22 protein-coding genes are annotated in these 23,253 nt (G+C 69.1%); 10 read left to right on the top strand and 12 right to left on the bottom strand.

From position 1 onward, the window contains the following. Positions 1–29: 29 nt before the first annotated feature. From otsA to otsB, 3 genes are read right to left on the bottom strand one after another with little or no spacing between them, the layout of a single operon-like run. Positions 30–1,454: an alpha,alpha-trehalose-phosphate synthase (UDP-forming) gene (otsA, locus tag VEC11_RS12640; RefSeq protein ID WP_464131820.1), complete on the bottom strand. Its 1,425-nt coding sequence runs from the start codon at positions 1,452–1,454 to the stop codon at positions 30–32. Next, complete coding sequence (locus VEC11_RS12645; RefSeq protein WP_464131822.1) at positions 1,454–3,238, bottom strand: glycoside hydrolase family 15 protein; 1,785 nt, start codon at positions 3,236–3,238, stop codon at positions 1,454–1,456. The genes otsA and VEC11_RS12645 overlap by 1 nt, the downstream gene beginning before the upstream one ends. Beyond that, a complete protein-coding gene (otsB, locus tag VEC11_RS12650; protein ID WP_464131824.1) occupies positions 3,235–3,969 on the bottom strand; it encodes a trehalose-phosphatase in 735 nt (244 codons plus the stop codon). The genes VEC11_RS12645 and otsB overlap by 4 nt, the downstream gene beginning before the upstream one ends. A 188-nt stretch (positions 3,970–4,157) precedes the next feature. On the opposite strand from otsB, the gene VEC11_RS12655 reads away from it, so the two are divergent. Beyond that, positions 4,158–4,637 (top strand): DUF6916 family protein, encoded by a 480-nt coding sequence (locus VEC11_RS12655; protein ID WP_464131826.1) that lies wholly within the window; start codon positions 4,158–4,160, stop codon positions 4,635–4,637. A gap of 55 nt (positions 4,638–4,692) precedes the next feature. Further along, complete coding sequence (locus VEC11_RS12660; RefSeq protein ID WP_464131828.1) at positions 4,693–5,151, top strand: GNAT family N-acetyltransferase; 459 nt, start codon at positions 4,693–4,695, stop codon at positions 5,149–5,151. On the opposite strand, the gene VEC11_RS12665 is transcribed toward VEC11_RS12660, so the two are convergent. From VEC11_RS12665 to VEC11_RS12680, 4 genes are all read right to left on the bottom strand, one after another. Then, a complete protein-coding gene (locus VEC11_RS12665) occupies positions 5,148–5,441 on the bottom strand; it encodes a DUF6916 family protein (protein WP_464131830.1) in 294 nt (97 codons plus the stop codon). The two genes, VEC11_RS12660 and VEC11_RS12665, sit on opposite strands and share 4 nt — an antisense overlap. After that, positions 5,438–5,920: an SH3 domain-containing protein gene (locus VEC11_RS12670; RefSeq protein ID WP_464131832.1), complete on the bottom strand. Its 483-nt coding sequence runs from the start codon at positions 5,918–5,920 to the stop codon at positions 5,438–5,440. Before VEC11_RS12670 ends, VEC11_RS12665 begins: the two co-directional genes overlap by 4 nt. Positions 5,921–5,924: 4 nt before the next feature. Further along, positions 5,925–7,331 carry an NAD(P)H-dependent flavin oxidoreductase gene (locus VEC11_RS12675; protein ID WP_464131834.1) on the bottom strand — a complete coding sequence of 469 codons (1,407 nt, stop codon included), beginning with the start codon at positions 7,329–7,331 and terminating at the stop codon, positions 5,925–5,927. Positions 7,332–7,395: 64 nt separating this feature from the next. Beyond that, positions 7,396–8,538, bottom strand: coding sequence for a glycosyltransferase family 4 protein (locus VEC11_RS12680; protein ID WP_464131836.1), 1,143 nt, complete (start codon positions 8,536–8,538; stop codon positions 7,396–7,398). Between the two features lie 74 nt (positions 8,539–8,612). Between VEC11_RS12680 and VEC11_RS12685 the strand changes: the two genes are divergently transcribed. The 5 genes from VEC11_RS12685 to VEC11_RS12705 all read left to right on the top strand — a co-directional run bounded on the left by VEC11_RS12685 (position 8,613) and on the right by VEC11_RS12705 (position 13,307). Continuing rightward, complete coding sequence (locus VEC11_RS12685; protein WP_464131838.1) at positions 8,613–9,572, top strand: alpha/beta fold hydrolase; 960 nt, start codon at positions 8,613–8,615, stop codon at positions 9,570–9,572. After that, complete coding sequence (locus VEC11_RS12690) at positions 9,569–10,555, top strand: alpha/beta fold hydrolase (RefSeq protein ID WP_464131840.1); 987 nt, start codon at positions 9,569–9,571, stop codon at positions 10,553–10,555. Before VEC11_RS12685 ends, VEC11_RS12690 begins: the two co-directional genes overlap by 4 nt. Beyond that, positions 10,552–11,526: an alpha/beta fold hydrolase gene (locus tag VEC11_RS12695; RefSeq protein ID WP_464131842.1), complete on the top strand. Its 975-nt coding sequence runs from the start codon at positions 10,552–10,554 to the stop codon at positions 11,524–11,526. Before VEC11_RS12690 ends, VEC11_RS12695 begins: the two co-directional genes overlap by 4 nt. A gap of 148 nt (positions 11,527–11,674) precedes the next feature. After that, the gene (locus VEC11_RS12700) at positions 11,675–13,108 is read left to right on the top strand and encodes a hypothetical protein (RefSeq protein ID WP_464131844.1); all 1,434 of its coding nucleotides are present in this window, start codon (positions 11,675–11,677) and stop codon (positions 13,106–13,108) included. 1 nt (position 13,109) lies between these two features. After that, positions 13,110–13,307, top strand: a complete 198-nt coding sequence (locus VEC11_RS12705; RefSeq protein WP_464131846.1) for a hypothetical protein — start codon at positions 13,110–13,112, stop codon at positions 13,305–13,307. Positions 13,308–13,324: 17 nt separating this feature from the next. On the opposite strand, the gene VEC11_RS12710 is transcribed toward VEC11_RS12705, so the two are convergent. Continuing rightward, positions 13,325–14,182: an alpha/beta fold hydrolase gene (locus VEC11_RS12710; RefSeq protein ID WP_464131848.1), complete on the bottom strand. Its 858-nt coding sequence runs from the start codon at positions 14,180–14,182 to the stop codon at positions 13,325–13,327. 88 nt (positions 14,183–14,270) lie between these two features. Here VEC11_RS12710 and VEC11_RS12715 point away from each other — a divergent pair, with 88 nt between their 5' ends. Genes VEC11_RS12715 through astD form a run of 3 tightly spaced genes read left to right on the top strand, consistent with a single transcriptional unit; the run spans position 14,271 to position 17,439 of the window. Then, positions 14,271–14,612 (top strand): hypothetical protein, encoded by a 342-nt coding sequence (locus VEC11_RS12715; protein ID WP_464131850.1) that lies wholly within the window; start codon positions 14,271–14,273, stop codon positions 14,610–14,612. Further along, a complete protein-coding gene (locus tag VEC11_RS12720; protein WP_464131852.1) occupies positions 14,609–15,967 on the top strand; it encodes a protein adenylyltransferase SelO family protein in 1,359 nt (452 codons plus the stop codon). Before VEC11_RS12715 ends, VEC11_RS12720 begins: the two co-directional genes overlap by 4 nt. A 32-nt stretch (positions 15,968–15,999) precedes the next feature. Next, positions 16,000–17,439 carry a succinylglutamate-semialdehyde dehydrogenase gene (gene astD, locus VEC11_RS12725; protein ID WP_464131854.1) on the top strand — a complete coding sequence of 480 codons (1,440 nt, stop codon included), beginning with the start codon at positions 16,000–16,002 and terminating at the stop codon, positions 17,437–17,439. 1 nt (position 17,440) lies between these two features. Here astD and VEC11_RS12730 read toward each other — a convergent pair whose 3' ends face one another. From VEC11_RS12730 to VEC11_RS12745, 4 genes are all read right to left on the bottom strand, one after another. Beyond that, complete coding sequence (locus VEC11_RS12730) at positions 17,441–18,958, bottom strand: serine hydrolase (protein ID WP_464131856.1); 1,518 nt, start codon at positions 18,956–18,958, stop codon at positions 17,441–17,443. A gap of 58 nt (positions 18,959–19,016) precedes the next feature. Beyond that, the gene (locus VEC11_RS12735) at positions 19,017–20,594 is read right to left on the bottom strand and encodes a M56 family metallopeptidase (protein WP_464131858.1); all 1,578 of its coding nucleotides are present in this window, start codon (positions 20,592–20,594) and stop codon (positions 19,017–19,019) included. Then, positions 20,591–20,971: a BlaI/MecI/CopY family transcriptional regulator gene (locus tag VEC11_RS12740; RefSeq protein ID WP_464131862.1), complete on the bottom strand. Its 381-nt coding sequence runs from the start codon at positions 20,969–20,971 to the stop codon at positions 20,591–20,593. Before VEC11_RS12740 ends, VEC11_RS12735 begins: the two co-directional genes overlap by 4 nt. Before the next feature lie 101 nt (positions 20,972–21,072). Next, the gene (locus VEC11_RS12745; protein WP_464131864.1) at positions 21,073–23,223 is read right to left on the bottom strand and encodes a prolyl oligopeptidase family serine peptidase; all 2,151 of its coding nucleotides are present in this window, start codon (positions 23,221–23,223) and stop codon (positions 21,073–21,075) included. Positions 23,224–23,253: the final 30 nt, after the last annotated feature.

Consider the following 23,253-nt stretch of genomic DNA (forward strand, 5'->3'; position numbering starts at 1 on the left):
GTTGGTCGGAGGCAGCATAGCGCGGCGGTCTATTCCAGCAAAGGCAGCGCGGCGCCCTCGGCCCGGTCGTGGCTGTTATCGGCTTTGGCCAGCGCCTCGACGAAGGTGCGGCGCCAGTGGAGCACGTCCTCGCGCCGCACATTGTCGACCAGCGCCTCCCAGCGCCGGATCCGCTCGGCGCGCGGCATGTCCAGCGCCTTGCGGATGGCGTCGGAGACCTCATCCTTGCTGTAGGGATTGACGAGCAACGCCTCGCGCAGCTGGTGCGCCGCCCCGGCGAAGCGGGAGAGGATCAGCACGCCGGGATCGTCCGGATCCTGCGAGGCGACATATTCCTTGGCGACCAGGTTCATGCCGTCGCGCAAGGGCGTGACCAGGGCGACGTCCGCGGCCCGGTAGAAGCCCGAGAGCCCGTCGCGCGGATAGCCCTGGTTGACGTAGCGGATCGGCACCCAGTCGACATGGGCGAACTGGCCGTTAATCCGCCCCGACAGCGCGTCGAGCTCTTCGCGGATATGCTCGTAGGTATGGACCTCGCCGCGCGTCGGCGGCGCGATCTGCAGGAAGGAGACGCGGCCGAGCCAGTCCGGATTCTCCTCGAGGAAGCGGCGATAGCCGTTGAACCGTTCGGCCAGCCCCTTGGAATAATCGAGCCGGTCGACGCCGATGATCACCTTCCGGCCCTCGGCGCTCCGGTGCAAAGTCTCATAGGCGTTGCGCGCATCCGGGCGGTCGAGCACCCGCTCGAACTCGCTGACGTCGATGCCGATCGGGAAGGCGGCGGTCTTCACCCTGCGGCCTTCGACCTCGATCGTCCCGTCGGGCTCGATCGTCCCGCCCAGCTCGCGCGCGACATAATGGTGGAAGCTCTCCAGCCATTCCTCGGTGTGGAAGCCGATCAGGTCGTAGTCGAGCATCGAGCGGACCAGCCGCTGGTGATAGGGCAGCGACACCAGCAGCCGCTGCGGCGGCCAGGGGATGTGCAGGAAGAAGCCGATCCGGTTCTTGAGGCCGCGCTGCCGCAGCTGCTGGCCGAGCGGGACGAGATGGTAATCGTGCACCCAGATCAGGTCGTCCGCCTCGATCAGGGGTGCGAAGGTGGCGGCGAAGCGCTCGTTGACCCGCTCGTAGCCCGACCCGAAGGTCCGGTCGAACTCAGCGAGGTCGATCCGGTAATGGAAGAGCGGCCAGAGCGTCCGGTTCGCATAGCCGTTATAATATTCGTCGACGTCCTGCTCCTCGAGGTCGACGGTCGCCGTGGTGACGCCGCCGTGCCGCTGGAAATGGATCTCGCCGGTGAACCGCTCCGTCCGCTCGCCCGACCAGCCGAACCAGAGCCCGTTCGATTCCTGCAGCGCCGCCAGCAGGGCGACCGCGAGCCCGCCCTGCGTGCCCTCGGCCGAGCGCGGCTTGGGTGCGGAGACCCGGTTGGAGATGACGATCAGCCTGCCCATCAACGCACGCTCGTCCACGGGCGGGAAAGCAGCCCCGCACAATTTATCAGCCCGACAAGCGAATAAGTCTGCGGATAGTTTCCCCAGAGCTCGCCGGTCATGAAGTCGGTATCCTCGGAGAGCAGGCCGGCGGGGGTGAGCCGCTCCAGCATCGTCTCGTAAAGCGCCCGCGCCTCGGCCCCGCGCCCGACCATCTGCAGCGCCTCGATCAGCCAGAAGGTGCAGAAGTTGAACGCCGTCTCGGGCAGGCCGAAATCGTCCTCGGCCGCATAGCGCAGCATATGCTCGCCGCGGCGCAGCCCCTTCTCGACCGCCTCGAAGGTGGCGCGGAAGCGGGGATCGTCGGGCGCGAGGAAGCGCATGTCGACGAGCTGCAGCAGGCTCGCGTCCAGCTCGTCGCCGCCGAAGGTCGCGGCGAAACGCTGCTCCGCCTCGTGCCAGGCCTCGCCCTCGATCGTCGCGCGCACCTTCGCCGCGCGCTCCAGCCAGAAGGCCGCCCGGTCGGGGAGGTCGAGCTTCGTCGCGATATTGCAGAGCCGGTCGCAGGCGGCCCAGCTCATCACCGCGCTATAGGTGTGGACGCTGGTGCGGGTGCGGAACTCCCAGAGGCCCGCATCCGCCTGGTCGTGCATCGCCCAGGCGCGCTCGCCCACTTTCTCGAGCGACGCGAAATCCTCCTCCGTGGCGGGCCGGAACAGCCGCTCGTCGAAGAAAGCCTGGGCGTTGGAGAGGACGATCTGGCCATAAGCGTCGTGCTGGATTTGGGAATAAGCGGCATTGCCGACCCGGACCGGGCCCATGCCGCGATAGCCGGCCAGCCCCTCGGCGACCTGCTCCTCCAGCTTCGGCTCGCCCGACACCGCGTAGAGCGGCTGGATCTGCCCGCTTTTCGCTTCGTCGACGATGTTGCGGAGGTAGGAGAGATAGCCTTCGAGCACATCGAGCGCGCCGAGCCGGTTCAGCGCCTGCACTGTATAATAAGCGTCGCGGATCCAGCAGTAGCGATAGTCCCAGTTCCGCCCCGAATTCGCCGCCTCGGGAATCGAGGTGGTCAGCGCCGCGACGATCGCACCGGTCTCCTCGTGCTGGCAAAGCTTCAGGCTGATCGCGGCGCGGATCACCACCTTCTGCCACTCCAGCGGAATGGCGAGCCCGCGCACCCAGTCGCGCCAGTGCGCCTCTGTCTGGCTCAGCATCATCGCCAGCGTCTGCTCGACATTGCCGACAAAGGGCTCGTCGGGGCCGAGGAAGAAATGGAGCGGCTTCTCCAGCCGGAAGCTGCGCTCCTCGAGCAGGTGCAGGATCGGCGCATCGGTGGTCAGGCGGAGCGGCTGCGGCTCCGTCAGGAAGCGGATATGGTTGGTGCCGCTGGTCCGCTCGGCATCGCGCGATCCCCAGCCGGCGGCCGGGCTCAGCGTCACCCGGATCCGCGGCGCGCCCGCGACCGGGCGGACGACCCGCAGGAAGGCCACCGGCCGGTACATTCGCCCCACCCGCTCGAAGCGCGGGCAGAAATCGAAGACGTCGCAGCAACCGCCGGCATCGTCGGTGAGCCGCGTCACCAGGATCGGCGTGTTCTTGAGATAGCGGGGCTCGGCCGAGACCTGGTTCTCGAGCGCGATCCGCCACTCCCCTCGCGCCGGCGCGTCCTTCGGCTCGAGCAGTCGGCAGAAGATCGGGTCGCCGTCGACGCGCGGCTGGCAGGCCCAGACGAGGCCGGCCGCGCCGTCGACCAGGGCGCTCACTTGGCAATTGCCGATCGGCCAGAGGTTGAGATCGCTCATGCCGCGACCTCCCGCAGCCAGCGCGCCGCCTCTTTCACCGAGCCGAGCCGGAAGCGCGCCGCGCTGTCCCGCGCGGGCCCCACCAATATGCCCGCGCCACCGAGGCCGGCCGCCGCGGCGAAGCCATGTTCATCGGTCAGGTCGTCGCCCATGAACAAAGGACGCGCACCGGCGAACTCCGGTTCCGTCATGAACGCCTTCAGCGCATCGCCCTTGGTCGCGCCGGTGGGCCGCAGCTCGACGACCATCGCCCCGCGCTGCACGGTCATGCCCCGCTCCTTCGCCAGGGCGGTCATGAAGGCATCGGCGGCCGCGCCCTCCCCGGGCGCCAGCCGGTAGTGGAGCGCGATCCCGGCGGGCTTGTCCTCGACCAGCAGGCCCGGCCGGGCTGCGGCGAAGGCGTCGACCTTCGCCCTGACGTCGTCCAGGCCGATAGGCACGCTGAGCGGCAGGCGGGTGCCGTCGACCAATTGCAGCTCCAGCCCGTGCGAGCCCGAAAAGGCGATGCCGTGCAGCGGCAGATGCCGTTCGAGGTCGGCCAGCGAGCGGCCGGAGACGATCGCGAGCCGACCCTCCAGCTTCCGCCGCAACCGCTCCAGCATCGGCGCCAGCCCCGCCGGCACCGCGATCGCATCCGGCGTGTCGGCCAGCTCGACGAGCGTGCCGTCAAAGTCCAGGAAGAGGGCCGCACCGTCGATCAGGGCGGGCAGGGGTGGCAACAGGCTGGCCATGCCGCCCCGTTGCCGATCCGCGGCGCCGGGCGCAAGCCGCAGCGATCCTGCGGTCTTCCCCGGAATTGGTGCACTTGTCCGCACCAGCCATCCAAATTGGCTGTTTCACGCGCGCAACCATATAGTATATCCCCTGGGGGCGCTGCTTCCCGGCGGACCGGGCCGAAGCACGAAGTGGGGATTGGACCATGGCTGAATCGACCGACAGGAAAGAGACGACCAAAGAGGGCGTGAGCCGCCGTAAGGCGATGATGGTGACCGGCGCAGCGGTGGCCGGAGCGGGCGCCTTGATGGCCGCCCCGTTCCGCGACCAGATCCAGGCCGCAGCGCGCAAGGCGATGGTCAGCACCGGCGTGGGCCGGCGCATCCTTTCGCTTGCCGACGGCACTTACGAGGAGTGGATGGGCGAGGTCGGATCGACCTTCGCGCTCGGCGGCCAGAGCAGCATCAGGCTGGTCGGCGTGCGCCCGTTGCGCTCGGGCGGCCGCGGGCCGCAGGGCGTCCGCACCCAGGGCTTCGCCGCCTTCTTCGAGCCGGTCGGCGGCCAGACTCTCGCGCCGGACCTGATCTACACGGCCAATCATCCCGCCTACGGGCCGTTGCCGCTCTATCTCGGCGCAGCCGGCACCGGACGCGCGCCCGGACGGATGGTCGCCGTCTTCAGCTGATCAGATGCCGCCGCCCATAAGAAAGGCGGCGGCCTTCGGCATCGCCTATCGGAAAATGACGGACGACGATCTGCCGTTCGTCGCCGCGCTCTATGCCTCGACCCGGGGGGAGGAAGTGGCCGCGACCGGCTGGCCGCCTGAGATGCAGGCCGCCTTCCTCGACCAGCAGCACCGCGCCCAGCATTTCCACTATCGCAACGCCTTTCCCGCCGGCGAGTGGCTGCTGATCGAGCGGGATGGCGCGCCGATCGGCCGCCTCTATCTCGCCGAATCCGAGGGGATGCTGCGGCTCGTCGACATCTCGCTCCTGCCAGAGGCGCGCGGCGAGGGGCTCGGCACGGCGATCCTTTGCGACCTGCTCGACGACGAGCCCCGGCCCGTCTTGCTCCACGTCGAGCACACCAACCCGGCCCGCCGCCTCTACGTCCGGCTCGGCTTCTGCCTGGCCGAGGACAAGGGCTTTTATCTGATGATGATTCGCCAGCCGGCGGGCCGGGATCGAGACAAGGCCTAGAAGTAGACCGCCTCGTAGCGCATCGAGCGCCCGCCCGGGCCGAGCGGCACGATGAAGATCGCATATTGGTCGTGGTCTATATTGACGGCGAAGGTGCCCTGGCCGAGCTGCGGGTTCAGCGGGCCCGAGAATTCCAGCCGGAAGGCACCGCCGTCCCGCTTGGAACCTGGCAGCGCCTGACAGGCGCGCAGGATAATGGGGACGTTGTGCCCGCCCGCGCTGACGATGAAGGTCTTGCCGAGCCGATGCTCGAAATCGCCGATCCGGACAGGCCGGGCGAAGTCCATCATCGGATCGCCTCATTGGGGGCGACACCCCAGAGCCGGTCGGTGCGGATATAGCCGCCGCGGCCGCGGACGTCGAAATAGCACCAGCCGTCGCTGCAGCGCGAGACCCGGCCGACGACATTGGGCTCGGCGCGGAAGCGGACCGCGCTCGCCGCGTCCGGCGATTCCCGCATCTCGGCCAGCCCGTCGCCGACGACGATGCCGGTGCGCTGGTCGGAGAGCAGGCTGACCAGCATCCAGCCCCGCGTCCCGCCCGGATCCTCGATCATCCGCCAGTCGCGATAGACCCGGACCACGCGGATCGGGAGGTCGCGCCGCGTGTAGAGCCAGGTGCCCGGATAATTCTGTCCCGGCCCGGTACGCATCATCGCCCGGCCCGACGCGATCGAGGCCATATAGGGCGTCTCGCGCTGCGGCTGGGCCTGTGCGGTGGTCAGCGACAGGGCGGCGGCAATGACGAGAAAAGCGGCGCGGCGGGCCATCGGGTCAGTCGCCGCTCCGGATGCGCTCGACGAGCTGCTGCACGGTCGGCACGAACCCGTTCGAATAGAAGGGGTCCTTCTTGAACCGGAAGGCGCTGTGGCCGGCGAACATCAGATTCTGCTCGGTCGAGCCGCCATGGGCGATCTCCTGCAGCGTCTTCTGGATGCAGAAGCTGCGCGGGTCCGCCAGCCGGCCGGTCGTGTTCTTCTCGTTGTCCGCCCAGGACGAGAACTGGCACTGTGAGAGGCAACCCATGCAGTCCGCCTGGTCCTTGCGGATGACGTGCTTCTCCTCGGGCGTGACGAAGACCAGGGTCTCGTCCGGGGTCTTGATCGCCTCGGTGAAGCCCTGCGCATACCATTCGCGGGCGTGGTTCAGGTCGCCCTTGGTCACCCAGTAATTCTTCTTGCCCATCACGCCGACGTCGAGCGGGAAGGCATGGTCGCCGAGCGGCTCCTTGGTGAAGGCGATCTGGCGGTGCGAGCGCGCCTCCAGGTTGCGCAGGAAGGGATTGCGCACGGCCGAGCTGTAGAAGCCGGTCGGCGAGAAACGGTGGAGCAGGACGTCGCCCTCCTCCAGGGTCATCAGCCTCTGCTTCCAGGCGTCCGGGATCGGGCTTTCCTTGGTCAGCAGCGGGCGCGTGCCAAACTGGAAGGCGATCTGCCCCAGTTCCTCATTGTCGATCCAGTGATCCCATTCCTTGAGGTTCCAGACGCCGCCCGCCATCACGATCGGCACGCTGTCTGAAATGCCGCCCGTGCGCATCGTCTCCCTGAGCGCCTTGACGCGCGGATAGGGGTCCTGCGGCACCAGCGGATCCTCGGCATTGGACAGGCCGTTATGCCCGCCCGCCAGCCAGGGATCCTCGTAGACCACGGCCGACAGCCATTCCGCAGCCTTGTGGTAAGCGCGCTTCCAGAGCGCGGAAAAAGCGCGGGCGGAGCTGATGATCGGAAGGTAGCTCACCCTGTGCGAAGCCGCGATCTCGGACAGCTTGTAGGGCATGCCCGCGCCGCAGGTGACGCCGGAGACCAGCCCCTTGGTCCTTTCCAGCACCCCCTGAAGCACGCGCTGTGCGCCACCCATCTCCCAGAGCACGTTGATGTTGATCGCGCCACGGCCCGAAGCGATGTCATAGGCGCGCTGCACCTGCTGCACGGCGCCGTCGATTGCGTACTGGATCAGTTCCTCGTGCCGCTCGCGGCGGGTGAGGGCATGGTAGATCTGGGGGATGATCCGGCCTTCGGGATCGTAGCTGTCGGCGTTGACCGCGGAGACGGTGCCGATGCCCCCCGCCGCCGCCCAGGCACCCGAACTCATATGGTTGGTCGCCGCGACGCCCTTGCCGCCCTCGATCAGGGGGAGCACCTCGCGCCCCGCATAGAGGATCGGCTTGATACCCTTGAACATCAAACCTCCGAAATCGTTTGGAAGCCTATAGGGAGTTTGGCCCGGCCACGCAAAATATCATATGTTAGCGCAAATCCGTGTCTGATCCCGCGAGGAACGCACCGACCTGCCGGATCGCCTCGCCGTACAAACGCGCATAAGCGGCGATCATTTCCCTCTCGTTGTAGCGGTCCCGCGCCAGCTCGCGATTCGCCTCGCCGATCGCCCGGCGCAGGCTCGCCTGGTCCGCGAGGCTGTCCAGCGCCGCGGCGAAGCCCGCCTCGTCGTCGGGCGAGACGATCAGCGGTTTGTTGTCCTCGGCCACGATGCCCGGCACGTCGCCCACCGCGGTCGCCACGACAGGAAGTCCCGCCGCCATCGCCTCGACCAGCGAGATCGGGAATTGCTCGCTGTCGGAGGACAGAGCGAAGATGTCGAAATGGCCGATCCACCGCGCCGCCTCGGCGAGGAAGCCGGGCATCAGCAGCCGCGCCGCCACGCCCTTCGCCCGTGCTTCGGCGGCGATCCGCTCGCTCTCCGGCCCCTCCCCGACGATCACCAGCCGCGCCGGCCTGTGGCTCATCGCGGAGAAGGCGCGCACCAGCCGCGGCAGGTTCTTCACCGCCCTGAGCCCCGCGACGGTGCCGATCACCACCTCGTCGCCCTGCCGCTCGAAGCCCGGAATCGCGCCCGCTTCCGGGGGCTTCGCGAAAGCGGCCACGGGCACCCCGTTCGGGATACGCAGCGCCTGCTGCCCCCAGTGGCGCCGGGCGATCCTCTCAAGCCGCTCCGACGGCACGACCAGCTTGTAGGCGGCCTTCAGCCCCAGCCGGCGATAGCGGTTTCGCTTCGGGCTGAGCCGCTCCGCCTCGTCCTCGTTGAAGCCGTCCTCGTGGTGGACGAGCGGCGGGCCGCCAAACAGCCGCCGCGCCATCACCGCGTCGAACGCCCCCCAATTATAGGTCAGCACCAGGTCGAAGCCGCGCATGTACCGCGCCAGTCGCCAGAGCCGGACCGGCGTCGGCGCCCCGGCGAGCGGCGGCGCGTCCCCGGGGAAGTCGGCCTCGATCCCCTTCGCGATCGCGTCGCGCGCCGCCAGCCGGTCGGGCATCGCGCTCAGCACGGTATGCGCGGCCGCGTCGCCGAACGCGTTCATCAGCCGCACCGCCCGCGCCTCCTTGCCGCCCAGGCTGAAGGTCGAATGGCAATGGAGGATGCGGAGGACCATGCGCCCTTATGGCGCAGCGCTGCTTTGAGGGAAACGCGCTTCGCGTCCGTAACGGGCGATGCTACAAATAGCGCATGAGAGCGCTGCTCGCCTTCCTCCTGCTGCTTGTCCCGACAGCCGCGGCAGCGCAGCAGGAGGGCTTCATCCCCACCGACGATGGCGTCCGCCTCTTCTACAGGATCGAGGGCCGCGGCCCGCAGACCCTGATCGTCGTCCATGGCGGGCCCGGCTTCTCGCTGGAGTCAGTCCGTGCCGATTTCGCCCCGCTCGCCCGGAACCGGCGCGTCATCTATTACGACCAGCGCGGCAACGGCCGCTCCAGCCTGGCCGACGATCCGGCGAAGCTCGCCATCTCCCACCATATCGCGGACTTGGAGGCGGTGCGCCGCCATTTCGGGCTCGAGAAGCTGGTACTGCTCGGCAACAGCTGGGGCAGCCTGCTGATCTCTTATTATGCCGTCGCCCATCCGGACCGCGTCGAGCGCATGGTGCTCGACGCCCCGGCGCCGCCGACCAGGGCCTATTACCTGCGATTTGCCGCAAACATCTCGGCGCGCACGGCGCGAATGAGCGAGGCCGTTCAGGCGCGCCTGCAGGCTTCCCGGCCGGGCCTCTGGTTCGACGCCGAGGATCCGATCGCGGTCTGTCGGGCGTTCACGCAGCTGATCCTCCGCGCCTATGTCTTCGATCCGGCCGCGGCATTGCCGGTGCGCAGCAATCTCTGTGCCGGCTCGCCCGAGGCGGTGCGGCGCACGCCCTGGGCCGGCGAAGTCATCCGGGCCTCGCTCGGCGAATATGATCTGCGGGCGGACGTACGCCGGGTCACTGCCCCCGTATTGGTGATCCACGGCGTCGCCGATCCCATTCCGATCGAAGGATCGCGCGACTGGGCGGCCGGCTATCCCGGCGCCCGGCTGCTGCTGATGCACCGCTCGGGCCATCTCATGCATGTCGAGGAGCCGGAGGCCTTTTTTGCGGCGGTCGAGACCTTCCTCGCCGGCCGCTGGCCCGCCGCCGCGGCGAGGGTCCCGTGAGGCTCTTCCTCTTCTTCCTGCTGCTGCTTGTCGCGGCGCCGGTGGCGGCGCAATCGGAAGGCTTCATCACCACCGACGACGGCGTGCGCCTCTTCTACAAGGTCGAGGGCAGCGGACCGCAGACTCTCGTCGTCGTCCATGGCGGCCCCGGCTTCTCACTGGAGTCGGTGCGCGCCGACTTCGCCCCGCTCGCGCGGAACCGGCGCGTCATCTATTACGACCAGCGCGGCAACGGCCGCTCCAGCCTGATCGAGGACCCGGCGAAGCTGGCCTTGCCCCGTCATGTCGCGGACCTGGAGGCGGTCCGGCGCCATTTCCGGCTCGAGAAGATGACTTTGATCGGCAACAGCTGGGGCGGCCTGCTGATCTCCTTCTATGCGGTCGCCCATCCGGACCGGATCGAGCGGCTGATCCTAGACGTGCCGGCCTCGCCGACCCGCGGGCTGATGCGCGAGATGAGTGCCGGCATCGGCACCCGCGCCCGCGAATGGCTGAGCGCCGCGGATCGCGACCGGCTGCGCGACCTGTTCCTGCCGCGCACCTGGCTGGAGGCGCGCGATCCGGTCGCGGCCTGCAACACATTCGGGCGCCTGATCCTCCGGATCTACGCCTTCGACCCTGCGGCGGATCCGCCCTTCCACGGCTCGCTGTGCGCCGGGCCGCCCGACGTCGTGCGCCGCTCGCTCTGGGTCAACAACATGATCGTCGATTCGCTCGGGGAATATGACCTCAGGGCCGAAGTCCGGCGGGTCAGGGCGCCGGTGCTGGTGATTCACGGCGTCAGCGACGTCATTCCGCTGGCCTCGTCCCGGGTTTGGGCGGCCAGCTACCCCGATGCCCGGCTGCTGCTGATGCGCCGCTCGGGCCATCTGGCGCATGTCCAGGAGTCGGCCGCCTTCTTCTCCGCGATCGAGACCTTCCTCGCCGGCCGCTGGCCCGCGGGCGCGGAGACGGTCACATCGGGGAGCGAAGCGGCGCCATGAACAAGCTCCTGCTCGTCCTTCTCCTGCTCGTCGCGACGCCCGCTATGGCACAGCAGGAGGGCTTCATCACCGTCGACGGCGGCGTTCGGCTCTTCTACCGGATCGAAGGCAGCGGCCCGCAGACCCTGGTCGTCGTCCACGGCGGCCCGGGTTTCTCGCTGGAATCGATCCGCGCCGATTTCGAACCGTTCACCCGCAACCGCCGCGTCATCTATTACGACCAGCGCGGCAACGGCCGCTCGACCCTGATCGACGATCCGGAGAAGCTTGCGTGGCAGCGTCACGTCGCCGACCTCGAGGCGCTCCGCCGGCACTTCGGGCTCCAGAAGATGACCCTGCTCGGCAACAGCTGGGGCGGCCTCCTGATCTCCCTTTATGCCGCCGCCCATCCGGACCGGATCGAGCGGCTCGTCCTGGACTCGCCCGCGGCGCCGATCGCCGCCCAGCACCGTCTCCAGATGACGCGCATGACGCAGCGCGCGCGCGAACGGTTCAGCCAGGAAGAGCGCGATCTGGTCCAGGACAATGCGGACTGGCTCACGGCCAGGGATCCGATCGCGGCCTGCGGCCTTTTCGCGCGCTACATATTGAAGCTCTACATGTACGATCCGGCCCAGCCGGTGCGCATCCGCGGCAACCTCTGCGCGGGGCCGCCGGAAGTGGTTCGCCGCTCGCTCTGGGCCAATCGCGTTATCGTCCAGTCGCTCGGCGAGTTTGATGTCCGGCCGTCGGTGCGACGGGTCACTGCGCCCGTGTTCATCATCCATGGCGCCGGCGATGTCGTCCCGCCCGAAGGCGCGCGCGATTGGGCGATGGCCTATCCCGATGCGCGGCTGCTGATGCTGCCGCGCGCCGGCCATCTCATCCAGGTCGAGGACCCCGCCATCTTCTTCTCCGCGATCGAAACCTTCCTCGCCGGCCGCTGGCCCGAGGGGGCGGTGGCGGTCGCCCCTGCGCCTGCGCGCCCGTAAGACGTGCGCCGGAGGAATGGCGCCGGCTTCGTGCGCTTGACTTCAATCAGGCCCAAGAAAATCTAGGGTATATGGTAGAAACCATGTAATCTGCTCTCCGGGCTCGCGAGTCGACTTGATCTCGATTGCGGGAAACGGGGGAAATGCGATGCCGGGAAAGCTGTTCCGCCTTTCGCTGCTTGCGATCGGGATGTCGCTGCTATTGTCAGGCTGCGCCGCGCAGCATTCTATTTTCCGCAACCGGACGGTCCGGCCCAACGGACCGAGCATCATCACGGTCGACGCCAAGCAGCGCGCCTATCTGGCCGTACCGACGCTGCCTGTCGCCGGGACGAACACGGCCGGCGCCGCGCGCCCGGGCCAGATCAGGATCTGCGCCGAGCCGCCGCCCGATTTCGCCTCCGTGATCGCCCAGTCGCTTTCGGCGAGCGGGTCGTTCGGTCAGAGCGCCGATCCGCAATCGGTCCAGGCGGCGGCCAGCCTTGCCCAGTCCTCCTCCGAGCAGGGCGCCACGATCGCGCGCACGCAGACGATCAACATGCTGCGCGAGCTGATGTACCGGACCTGCGAACGCTATCTGAACGGCGCGATCACCGACCTTGAGCTGCCCATCCAGGCGATCAGGGACCAGCGCCTCATGGTGGCGATCCTCGCGATCGAGCAGCTGACGGGCGTCGCGACCCCGCCGGCGACGGTCATCGGCGCGGGGGGTGGCGCATCGGCCGGCGCATCGTCGGCGGACGCAGTGGTCCGCCTCGACGATGCCCGCAAGAGACTTGAGACTGCGGACGCGAGTCAGCGCTCCCGGCAGACCGAATATGATGCGCTCGAAGGGGCGGCGCCGTCCTGTACGTCCATCGAAACCGCCGCGGCGGCGAGCCCGCCGACCCTGACGCCTGAGCAGACCAACAAGCGGCCGAATTGCGCCAACGCGCTGACCGCGCTCAATCGTGCCAAGGCGGAGCGGACCGGTGCGGCCGAGGCCTACCAGGTGCTGCGGGACGCGATGAGCAGCGGGGGCGCGGGGCCAGCCTCGGCAACGACGACCGTTCAACAGGGCGACCACTCCGCCGGAGAGAGTGCGCAGGGCAATGGCGCGGCCATGGAGAAGGTCGCCGACGCCGTTCAGGAGATCGTCCGCCTGAACTATGCGCAGGACGAATTCGGCCTGTTCTGCTTACGGTTCGTCACCATGCCGCAGCCCGAGCTGGCCGACCTGCGGGCCGAATGCCGGACCTATTTGGTGGAAAGGGTTCGGCTGGATGCGGCGCGCGCAAATAGCGAGGCGCGGCGGCTCTATGCGGCAGACCGGGCGCGGGCAGCGGTGGCCATCGACAATCTCGATCGAAGCCAGTTCGGAATCTTCTGGGCCAAGGTTGCACCCGGAGGAACATTTGACCGCACGCGGCTTTCGACCCTGATCAACGCCTACGTGAATGCGTTCACCTTCGCGCACGGCCGTGCCCCGCCAATGACCCGCCTTCGCGAGCTGCAGGCGGTCACCGACGAGGCGGGCGCGCGCCGCGCCTTCTCCAGGGTGGACGACGAAGCCCGGGACTTCCTGGCGAGGGAGGGAGACTGACATGGCGGAATATGCGGTTCTCGTGGCCATCAACCGGGCTGCACTGGATGAGGTCGCGGAAAGGCGCGGCTGCACGATCGTCGAGGACTCCGTCTGTGAATTCGACGGGCTGGTGACCTACAAGGATGCGACCCTTGCCCAGGCCGGGAGCGTCACGGTGGGCCAGGGCGGGATAGCGGCACTCGCCTCGCTGGACTGACGGGCAGCCCGAGAAGGCTAGGCCACCCGCTTCAGCAGCTTGTCGATCGCCTTCTGCGCCGCGGGCTCGTCGAGCGTCGGGGCGTGGCCGACATTGGGGATGGTGACGCTGTCCAGCGAGGGAATGGCGGCCTTCATCTTCGCCACGCTCGCTTCGCTGAGCACGTCCGAGAGCGCGCCGTGCACGACCAGGGAGGGAATCCCGTCGAGCGCGCGGAAGGCCGGCCAGAGGTCGAACCCGGCCTCGCCGGCGGGCAGCTTGAACGGCTCGGCGATCCGCATGTCATAGTCGAAAACGATGCGGCCCTTGGAGTTCAGCCGGCAGAGCCTTTTGGCGTAGACCAGCCAGTCGTCGATCTGCCAGTCGGGATAGCGGTCGCCCTGCGCCTCGGCGAGGAAGCGCGCGGCGTGCAGCCAGGTCGGCCAGTTCTGCGAGCGGCCGACATAGGAGCGGATGCGCTCGAGCCCGCGCGATTCCAGCTCCGGCCCGATGTCGTTGAGCAGGGCGCCGGCGATCCTGTCCTTGCCGGTCGCCGCCATCAGCATGGTGATGAGGCCGCCGAGCGAGGTGCCGAACAGGATGAAGCGCGCCAGCTTCAGCGCGGCGACCAGGGCCTCCATGTCCTGGAGATAGACCGGCGGCACATAGGTCATCGGGTCCCTGGCGTGGGCGCTCGCGCCGCGGCCGCGCAGTTCGACGCAGATCACCCGCCACTCGCCGGCAAGCCGCGCCGCAACCCCCTCGAAGTCGCGCGCGTTGCGCGTCAGGCCAGGGATGCAGATGATCGGCGGCCGGCTCGCCTCGCCCGGATAGTCGCGATAGTGAAGCCTCAGGCCATCGCTCGATTCCCAATAGCCATCGGACCACTCGACCATGCAACGCCCCTTCGAACCTGTTCCCGGTCCTATCGGCGCTGGCGCGGCTTCGCGCAACCGCGGAGCGTGGTCGCCCACCTCCCTGCTGTTGGCGCCGGCCCTGCTCGCCGCCTGCGCCGGCCCGCAGGAGCCGCTGGCGAACGGCAACGAGACCGCCATTACCGCCGATGACGGCGCCTGGGAGCGGCTGCCGGTCGGAGCGCGCGTCCGCTTCGACGGCATCCTCTCCGGCGCGTTCGACAATGGCGCCCGCGTCGACATCGCCTCCGGCCTTTGCGCCAGCCTCGCGATGACCCGGTCCGAATGGGACGCCCTGATGGTGGCGGCCGGGCCGGGCCGCCGCGTCACCGCTTACGGGAGCAAGGCGGCCGCTCCCGGCGGCGGCGCCTGCCGCCTCCGCCTCGACCGGGTCGGCTTCGTCGCCCGATGAGCAGCTATCGCCCCGAGACCGCGATCCTCGAGCTCGGGCCGGATTTTTACGATCCGGTCCGCCCCGCCGACTTCCCGCAGGCGATCCTGCGCTTCCGCAACCAGCGCCAGGCGGAGGGCGTGGGGCTGGGCGGCCTCACCAACGCGGACTGGATCCGCCATTTCGCCCGCTTCGCACCATTGCCCGACGCCCTGCCGGAGCCGCTGGCGCTGCGTTATCACGGCCATCAGTTCCGCGTGTACAATCCCGATATCGGCGACGGCCGCGGCTTCCTGTTCGCACAGCTCCGGGACGGCGATGGCCGCCTGCTCGATCTCGGCACCAAGGGCTCGGGCCAGACGCCCTGGAGCCGCTTCGGCGACGGCCGCCTGACGCTGAAGGGCGGCGTCCGCGAGATCCTCGCCACCGAGATGCTGGAGGCGCTCGGCGTCGAGACCTCGAAGAGCTTCTCGCTGGTCGAGACGGGCGAGGCGCTCGAGCGCAATGACGAGCCCTCCCCCACCCGCTCGGCCGTGCTCGTCCGCCTCCAGCACAGCCATATCCGCATCGGCACCTTCCAGCGCCTCGCGACGCTCGGCGAAGAGGACAATCTCCGCAAGCTCACCGCTTATTGCCTGCGCCATTATTATGGTGACGAGAGCGGCGACCCGGCCACCCTGCTCGGCCACGTCACGGCGCAAACGGCCCACCTCGCCGCCTCCTATATCGCCGCGGGCTTCGTCCATGGCGTGCTCAACTCGGACAATATCGCGATCACCGCGCAGAGCTTCGATTACGGCCCCTGGCGCTTCACCCCCGTCTGGGACGGCGCCTTCACCGCCGCCTATTTCGACCATGCCGGCCTTTACGCCTTCGCCCGCCAGCCCGAGGCGATCCACTGGGACCTCGTCCAGCTCGCCATCGCGCTCCGCCGGATCGAGGCGGCCGAACCGCTCACCGCGCAGCTCGAGAACTTCCCGCACCTCTTCCAGCTTGCCCTCCGCGACGCCATCTTCGCCCGCCTCGGCCTGCAGACCGGCGAGCTCGCCATCGACATGCCGCTCGTCTCCGCGCTGGAGGAGACTCTCTCTGCCACCCGGGCGCCGCTCGACAAATTCTATTTCGAGTGGCGCGGCGGCCGCCGGCCGGAGGGCTATGCCAGCTTCGACGAACTCGCTGCGCTCGTCGCCCGCCACCAGCCAGTCCCCGGCGCCCGCGACCATGCCTATTGGTCGGACCCCGCCCCCTGCTCCATGCATATCGACGAGGTCGAGTCGATCTGGGCGGCGATCGACGAGCGCGACGACTGGGCCCCGCTCAACGATAAGATCGTCGCCGTGCGCCGCATGGGCGAGGCCCACCGCAGGACGGCTTGAAAAATTCCTCCGTAACGGCATTTAGCATTGGCATGGCCAGCCTCACATCGACAGAACCCGCGACCGGCGAGACCCTCTGGACCGGCGAGGTCGGCGACGTCGAGGCCGAGGTCGCCGCGGCGCGCGCCGCCTGGCCCGGCTGGGCCTCGCGCCCCTTCGCCTATCGCGTCGAGACGCTGCGCCGCTTCGCCAATGTCGTGCGCGGCAAGCTCGAGCCCTTCGCCGACCTGGTCGCCCGCGAGACCGGCAAGCCGCTCTGGGAGGCGCGCACCGAGGTCGAGGCGGTGATCAACAAGGTCGACATCTCGGTCGCCGCTTATGCGGACCGCACCTCGCAGAAGCGCCTCGAAGGCGCGATGGGCGCCCGCGTCGCCGTCCGCCACAAGCCGCACGGCACTCTTGGCGTGCTCGGCCCCTATAATTTTCCGGCGCACCTGCCCAACGGCCATATCGTCCCGGCCCTGCTCGCCGGCAATGCGATCGTCTTCAAGCCGAGCGAGAAGACGCCCGCGGTCGGCGATTATCTGGTCTCGCTCTATCATGAGGCCGGCATCCCCGAAGGCCTGGTCCGCTGCGTCCAGGGCGGCCCGGAGGTGGGCAAGGCGCTCGCCGCCAGCCCGGGCATCGATGGCCTGCTCTTCACCGGCTCGGCCCGCGCCGGCCTCGCCTTGCACCGCCAATATGCCGAGACGCCGCACAAGATTCTGGCGCTGGAGATGGGCGGCAACAATCCGCTCGTCGTCTGGAACGCGCGCGACGTTCACGCCGCCGCCGCGATCGCCGTGCAGTCCGCTTATATGAGCGCCGGCCAGCGCTGCACCGCCGCGCGCCGCCTGATCGTCGAGGACGGCAATCACGAGGAGTTGCTGGAGACAATCGCCCGACTGATCGACCGGATCATCGTCGACCATCCGCATGCCAGCCCGGCCCCCTTCATGGGCCCGGTGATCGACAATGGCGCCGCCGACCATCTGCAGGAGGCCTATCTCGACCTGCTCGGCAAGGGTGGCCGCGCCATCCGCCGGCTCGACCGCAAGTCGGACGACCGCCCCTTCCTCACCGCCGCCCTGATCGACGTCACCGAGGTCGAGCGCCGCTCGGACGAGGAGATGTTCGGGCCCGTCCTGCAGGTGATCCGCGTCCCCGATTTCGACGCCGCGATCATCGAGGCGAACAAGACGCGCTACGGCCTCGCCGCCAGCCTCGTCGGCGGCAATCCGGAACTGTACGACCGCTTCTGGGCCAATGTCCGCGCCGGCGTGGTCAACTGGAACAAGCCGACCAACGGCGCCCCGTCCAACGCCCCGTTCGGCGGCATCGGCCTCTCCGGCAACCACCGCCCGAGCGCCTATTACGCCGCGGACTATTGCGCCTATCCGGTGACCAGCTCCGAGGCCGAGGCGCCGCGGGCGACGATCGGCGTGGGGCTCGCCGATCCCTACGCGGCGGCGGCGGAGAATCTGGAGGGCTGAGCTAGCGCGCGGGCTCGACCCGCCGTGCCTCGACCCGGTCGCGCACCACCAGCATCGACAGTCGCGCCGGACGGCCGGAATCGTCCAGCGCGAAGGTCACGCGGGTGTCCCCGAACTCGCCCCAGATGCGGTTGCGCCAGCGCACCGCGAACGTATCCCGGCTGAGCGGTGTCAGCACGGCCTCGTCCCCCTCGCCGAGCTTCAGGACCAGGCCCCGGGCCGTGCGGGTGACGCTGACCGGCCCGTACAGGTCGCTCCGGTACAGCCCGGCATAGGCGCCGAGCTCAAGCGGCGGCAGCACCGCGGGCGGAGGTCCGGCAGGTGCCGGGGCCGCCCGCGCCTGGGCTGCGCGGGCGGCGCGCAGCGTCTCCCCGGCATAGTCGCGCGTCGGCAGGCCAAGATAATGGTCGAGGATGCGCGAGGCGAGATCGAAGCGCAGATTCTGGGCGATCCAGCTGTTCTGCAGCACGACGATGCCGAGCCGCCGCTCCGGGATCAGCGCCATATAGCTCATCACCCCGTCATTATTGCCGCTGTGCCAGAGCAATTTGTGGCCATAATAGTCCATCACGTTCCAGCCCAAGCCATAGCCACCGAAGAAGCGGACGTTGCGGGCGCTGCGCATCGCCGGGGTGGTCGGAATGATCACCCAGGGCTCGTGCATCGCCTGCAAGGTTTCGCCCGAGAGCACGCGGCGCCCCTCGAAGCTGCCGTCGCCGAGCTGGAAGCGCAGCCAGCGCACCATGTCCCGCGCCGTGGATTCGATGCCGCCAGCCGGCGCCGTGCTGACATAGTCGCCGGGCCGGATCGCCTGCTGGCGGCCGCCGATCACGACATGCGGCGTCGCCACGTTCCCGCTCGTGCTTGAGGCCATGCCGACGATCGTCCGGGTCATGCCGAGCGGACGGAGCAGCCGCGAGCGCACGACATCCTCCCAGGAGGTCCCGCCCGCTGCGGCAATCACCTCGCCAGCCACGACATAGAGGGCATTGTTGTAGACCTGCTGGGTGCGGAACGGCGCGGCAGGCTCGAGATAGCGGACGCGGCGGAGGATCTCGGCGCGGTCGATCCCGGTCCGGTACCAGGCGGTATTGGCCGCCTGCAGGCCGGTGCGGTGGGAGAGCAGATCGGCCAGGGTGATCTGCCGGGTCAGCCAGGGATCGGCGAGTTCCATCGTCGGCAGCCAGCGCACCACCGGATCGTTCCAGCCCAGCCGACCCTCGTCGACGAGCGCGGCCGCCGCGGCGGCGGTGAACGACTTGGCCAGCGAGCCGATGTTGAACAGGGTGTCGGCATCCACCAGCGCAGCCACGCCCATGCGGCGCACGCCGAAGCCCTGCGCGATCGGCGGATCGTCGCCATTCACGATCGCGATCCCCACACCCGGCGTTTCCGACTGCCGCAACGCCTCCTCGACATAGCGCTGCAGCGGCTCGGGCAGGCGTCCCTGCGCCGCGGCGGTTCCCGGCACGATCCACAATAAGGCAGCCAGCCAGATCAGCAGACTCCGTCGCGCCATGACAATCTCCCGTTAAATTATTAACACTTTAAGCAAAAAAAGAGACGGGTCGGACGGATCAGAACCGGGCAAGCACTTCCTCGGCACGCATCCTGGTCGCGCCGTGGGGATCGCGCAGCAGCGGGCGCAGATGCTCGGCGAACCGCCGGTCGCCAAGCCGGTCGAAATAGTCGATGGCGGCGAGCCGGACTTGCCAGGCGGGATCGGCCAGCGCTTCCACGACGGCATCGGCCGGGGCGGGATCTCCGAGCCCGGCGAGCGCGCCAGCCGCCATTGCGCGGACTCGCCAGACCGGATCGTCCAGCATCAGCGCGAGGCGCGGCGACGCCCGGCGGTCGCCGGCGATCAGCAAGCCCCAGGCGGCATAGGCGCGGACCCGCCAGTCCGGATTCCGGGTCTGCGCGACCAGCGGCTCATAGAGCTGCCCGCCCCGAACCTGGACGAGGGCCCAGATCGCGCGCTCGCGAACGAGATCGCCATAGCCGGTGGACCGGCGATTGAGCTGACCCTTCAGCGTGGCGATGGCACGGGCGTCCCGTCCCCGGGCCGGCACCGCGGCCGCGGTCGCTGCGAGGCGATCATATGGCAGCGGCACGCGCTCGCTCATCGGATCGTCGAGCCCGGCGAAGGGTCCGCCGCTCAGTTGGACGCTGCCGTCGCCAAGCATGCCTGCGGCCGGTGCGCTCAGGGCTGCCAGGGTCAGGAACGCGGTCGCGGCCAGTCCGGCCAGGAGAACGGACCGCCGGCCGCCGCCTGCCGGCCGTCGCGGCCCGAGCAAGGTCACGACCCTTCGCTCCAGCCCAGACAGTCTCGCCATGCCGAGCAGGGCTGCGATCCGCGGCCGCCCCGCGCTGCGCGCGATCTCGACCAGGGTGGCGGCATAGCTGCCTGCATCGAGCCCCGCCCCGACGACGCGGTCGTCGCAGGCCAGCTCGCGCTCCTCGCGGAGACGCCGCGCGGCCATCCAGACCAGAGGATTCCACCAGTGCAGTGCGCAGGCGAAGCGGGCCAGCGCCTCGATCGCGCAATCGCGCCGCGCGATATGGGCGGCTTCATGGGCCAGCACCGCCTCGAGCCGATCGCCTGGCCACCTTTCCGCCTCTACGGGCAGCAGAATGACCGGTGCCCTTATCCCGAACAGGGCCGGCGCCGAAAGCTCGGGGCTGAGCCTGACCGTGACTCCCGGCGGCGCCCCTCCGATCGCCGAGGGCATGGCCCGACGCGCGATCGCGGTCGCGGCGCGATAGGCGATCAGGCTGCGGACGCCGGCGACGAGAAAACCCGCCAGCCAGACCAGGGTCACGGCCGTCGCCGGCATGCCGGCGCGAAGCACGCCGCCATCGCCCGACCAGATCCGGTCGACTGCCTCGATGGCTCCGGGCGGAATGGCGGCGGGCAAGGAGGGGGTTAGCGCCATGACCGCGTCGTGCACCGGCGCGAACGGCAGACCCGGTGCCGCCAGCCGCCACGCGATGAGCGCGAACGGCAGCAGGATGCAGCAGACCAAAACGGTCAGCCAGACGAGATGCCTGAGCGCGGCGCTGCGCCGCCGCATCGCCCCCTGCGCCGCCATGCCGAGAAGGCAGAGCAAGGCCGACTTGAGCGTTGCATCGACCAGCAGGACGGCGGCGGTCATCTGCTCCTCCTCCGCGCTTCGGCGATCAGCTGTTCGAGCCTGTCCAGCTGGGCCTCGGTCAGCGAGTCCCGCTCGCTGCCCAGCAGCGCGGCCATCGCGCTCGCCGGCGAGCCCCCGAAGAAGGTCCTGACGACATGGCCCATCATCGAGGTGCCCGCCTCCTCGCGATCGGCCGCCGCGCTGTAGACGTAGGCCTTGCCGTCGCGCTCGAACCGGACATGCCCTTTGCGGCCGAGGATCCGGAGCAGGGTACGAACCGTGGTGTTGGTCGGCGCATCGTCGAGGTCGGCGGTGATCTCGGCGGCGGTCGCATGGCCGCGCCGGTGGAGCACGTCCATGATCTGCCGCTCGCGTCGACTCAGGCCTGGAGGAGTCATCGGCCCCATCGCTTCACCTGCGTAAAATTTAACACAAGGGACCTGAAAAGGGCCGTGCTGTCAAGTGGCAGCACGGCCCGTCGCCAGCCGGTCCCGTTGGCTCAGTCCACCAGCCGCTTCGTCGCGTAGACGAATTCCAGCGCGATCCGCCGCGCATTTTCCTGCAGGTTCGCCGCCGCGGCGTGGCCGCCCTCCATATTCTCGTAATAATAATAAGGCTGGCCGAGCTGGGCGAGCCGCGCCGCCGCCTTGCGGCCGTGCGCCGGATGGACGCGGTCGTCCGCGGTCGAGGTGTGGATGAACGGCGTCGGATAGGTCCGCCCCGGAAGCAGCCTTTGATAGGGTGAATAGCCTTCCAGCCAGCGGCGCTGCTCGGCGATGCGGGGATCGCCATATTCGCCGATCCAGGACGCGCCGGCGCCGATCTGGTGGTAGCGCAGCATGTCGAAGAGCGGCACCTGGATGATCGCCGCGTTGAACAATTCCGGCCGCTGCGTGATCGCGGTGCCGACCAGGAGGCCGCCCTGCGAGCCGCCGATCACGCCGAGCCGCCGCGGGCTCGTGATCCGCCGCCGGATCAGGTCCTCGGCGACCGCGATATAATCGTCCCAGGTGCGCTGCTTGTTGGCGAGCTGCGCGCTCTGGTGCCATTCCGGCCCGAACTCGCCGCCGCCGCGCAGGTTCGCGACCACATAGGCATTGCCCTGCTCCAGCCAGAGCCGGCCCATCGTCCCCGAATAATTGGGCACCTGGCTGACCTGGAAGCCGCCATAGCCGTAGAGCAGGGTCGGCGTTGAGCCGTCATAGCGCATCGTCCGCGGCCGGATCAGGAAATAGGGGATGCGCGTGCCGTCGCGCGAGACCGCCTCGAGCTGCTCGACCTGGTGGTGCGAGGAATCGAAGCGCGCCGGCGTCGTCTTCAGCACCTGCAGCGACCCGCTCGCCCCGTCATAATGGTAGAGCGTCTGCGGGGTCAGATAGTCGGTGACCATGAACATCGCCTGCTCGTCCTGGTCGGACGAGGCGGCGATGCCGATCGTGGCGTTGCGGGGCAGCGCGATCTCGCTCGTCCGCCAGCGCCCGTCCGCATAGTCGAGCGCGAAGGCGCGGCCGCGGACATTGTCGAGGATGTTGACGAGCAGCCGGCCCCGCGTGGTCGAGATCCCGTTCAGGGTCTGCCGCGGCCCCGGCGCCCAGACCAAAGTCGGCCGCGCGGCGAGCGGGTCGCGCGCCCATTCGGCGAGGTCGAAGGAGACGATCGAATCCGCCGCGAAGCGCGTCCCCTGCCCGGCGTCCCAAGCCTCGTCGAGCGTCACCAGCAGCCGCCCGTCGACGATCCCGGCGAGGCTGGCGCGCTGCGGGATGTTGAGGGTCACGTTGCTGCCGCCGGGCCGGAAGATGATCCAGCGGTTGTGGAAGAAGTCGACGCCGCGATAGGCGCCGACGCCGTGCACCCGGCCCTCGGGGTCGCGCAGCACCAGGGGCGCCGCCCGCACGTCGCTCGCCTCGCCGCGATAGACCTCCTGGGCCTGGTCCAAAGTCTGCCCGCGCCTGAGGCGCTTGATCACGAAAGGATAGCCCGACGCGGTCATCGTGCCCGGCCCCCAGTCGCGCGCGACGAGGACCGTATTCTCATCCTCCCAGGCGACGCTCTGCTTGCCCTCGGGCAGAGCGAAGCCGCCCTCGACGAACTGGCGGGTGCGGAGGTCGAACTCGCGCACGGTGTTCGCGTCGCGGCCGCCGTCGGAGAGATAGACGAGGCAGCGCCGTTCGTCGGGCGGCAGGCAGCTCATCCCCTGATAAACCCAGGACTTGCCCTCGGCCCGGGCCAGGGCGTCGACGTCGAGCACCGTCTCCCATTGCGGGCTGTCGGTGCGGTAGCTGGCGAGGGTCGTGCGCCGGACGATGCCGCGCACATGCTCGGCATCCTGCCAGAAATTGTAGAGCCCGTCGGGCCGAAAGCTCACGGTTGGGATTCGGTCCCGCGCCTGCAATATGGTGAGTGCGCGGTCGTACATCTGCTGGTAGCGCGCGTCACCCTGCAGGAAACCCAGCGTCCGGGTATTCTCGTTCCGCGCCCAGGCCAAGGCCCGCTCGCCCTGGATCTCCTCGAGGAAGGTGAAGGGATCGCTGGCCTCGTCGGCCGCGAAGGCGGCCTCCGCCCTGCCGGCCGCGCCGCCGCTGTCCTGCGCGCTCACGCCCGCTCCCGTCACCGCCAGCACCCCCGCCAGAAGCAAGCCACGCGCACGCATAAATCCCTCCCTGTCATGACGGCGCGGACG

The sequence above is a fragment of the Allosphingosinicella sp. genome (assembly GCF_035626655.1).
Classification (GTDB): Bacteria; Pseudomonadota; Alphaproteobacteria; order Sphingomonadales; family Sphingomonadaceae; genus Allosphingosinicella.

Coding starts and splice junctions, on each gene's coding strand:
- otsA (WP_464131820.1), bottom strand. CDS start 1,454: ATGGGCAGGCTGATCGTCATCTCCAACCGGGTCTCCGCACCCAAGCCG.
- VEC11_RS12645 (WP_464131822.1), bottom strand. CDS start 3,238: ATGAGCGATCTCAACCTCTGGCCGATCGGCAATTGCCAAGTGAGCGCC.
- otsB (WP_464131824.1), bottom strand. CDS start 3,969: ATGGCCAGCCTGTTGCCACCCCTGCCCGCCCTGATCGACGGTGCGGCC.
- VEC11_RS12655 (WP_464131826.1), top strand. CDS start 4,158: ATGGCTGAATCGACCGACAGGAAAGAGACGACCAAAGAGGGCGTGAGC.
- VEC11_RS12660 (WP_464131828.1), top strand. CDS start 4,693: ATGACGGACGACGATCTGCCGTTCGTCGCCGCGCTCTATGCCTCGACC.
- VEC11_RS12665 (WP_464131830.1), bottom strand. CDS start 5,441: ATGATGGACTTCGCCCGGCCTGTCCGGATCGGCGATTTCGAGCATCGG.
- VEC11_RS12670 (WP_464131832.1), bottom strand. CDS start 5,920: ATGGCCCGCCGCGCCGCTTTTCTCGTCATTGCCGCCGCCCTGTCGCTG.
- VEC11_RS12675 (WP_464131834.1), bottom strand. CDS start 7,331: ATGTTCAAGGGTATCAAGCCGATCCTCTATGCGGGGCGCGAGGTGCTC.
- VEC11_RS12680 (WP_464131836.1), bottom strand. CDS start 8,538: ATGGTCCTCCGCATCCTCCATTGCCATTCGACCTTCAGCCTGGGCGGC.
- VEC11_RS12685 (WP_464131838.1), top strand. CDS start 8,613: ATGAGAGCGCTGCTCGCCTTCCTCCTGCTGCTTGTCCCGACAGCCGCG.
- VEC11_RS12695 (WP_464131842.1), top strand. CDS start 10,552: ATGAACAAGCTCCTGCTCGTCCTTCTCCTGCTCGTCGCGACGCCCGCT.
- VEC11_RS12700 (WP_464131844.1), top strand. CDS start 11,675: ATGCCGGGAAAGCTGTTCCGCCTTTCGCTGCTTGCGATCGGGATGTCG.
- VEC11_RS12705 (WP_464131846.1), top strand. CDS start 13,110: ATGGCGGAATATGCGGTTCTCGTGGCCATCAACCGGGCTGCACTGGAT.
- VEC11_RS12710 (WP_464131848.1), bottom strand. CDS start 14,182: ATGGTCGAGTGGTCCGATGGCTATTGGGAATCGAGCGATGGCCTGAGG.
- VEC11_RS12720 (WP_464131852.1), top strand. CDS start 14,609: ATGAGCAGCTATCGCCCCGAGACCGCGATCCTCGAGCTCGGGCCGGAT.
- astD (WP_464131854.1), top strand. CDS start 16,000: ATGGCCAGCCTCACATCGACAGAACCCGCGACCGGCGAGACCCTCTGG.
- VEC11_RS12730 (WP_464131856.1), bottom strand. CDS start 18,958: ATGGCGCGACGGAGTCTGCTGATCTGGCTGGCTGCCTTATTGTGGATC.
- VEC11_RS12735 (WP_464131858.1), bottom strand. CDS start 20,594: ATGACCGCCGCCGTCCTGCTGGTCGATGCAACGCTCAAGTCGGCCTTG.
- VEC11_RS12740 (WP_464131862.1), bottom strand. CDS start 20,971: ATGACTCCTCCAGGCCTGAGTCGACGCGAGCGGCAGATCATGGACGTG.
- VEC11_RS12745 (WP_464131864.1), bottom strand. CDS start 23,223: ATGCGTGCGCGTGGCTTGCTTCTGGCGGGGGTGCTGGCGGTGACGGGA.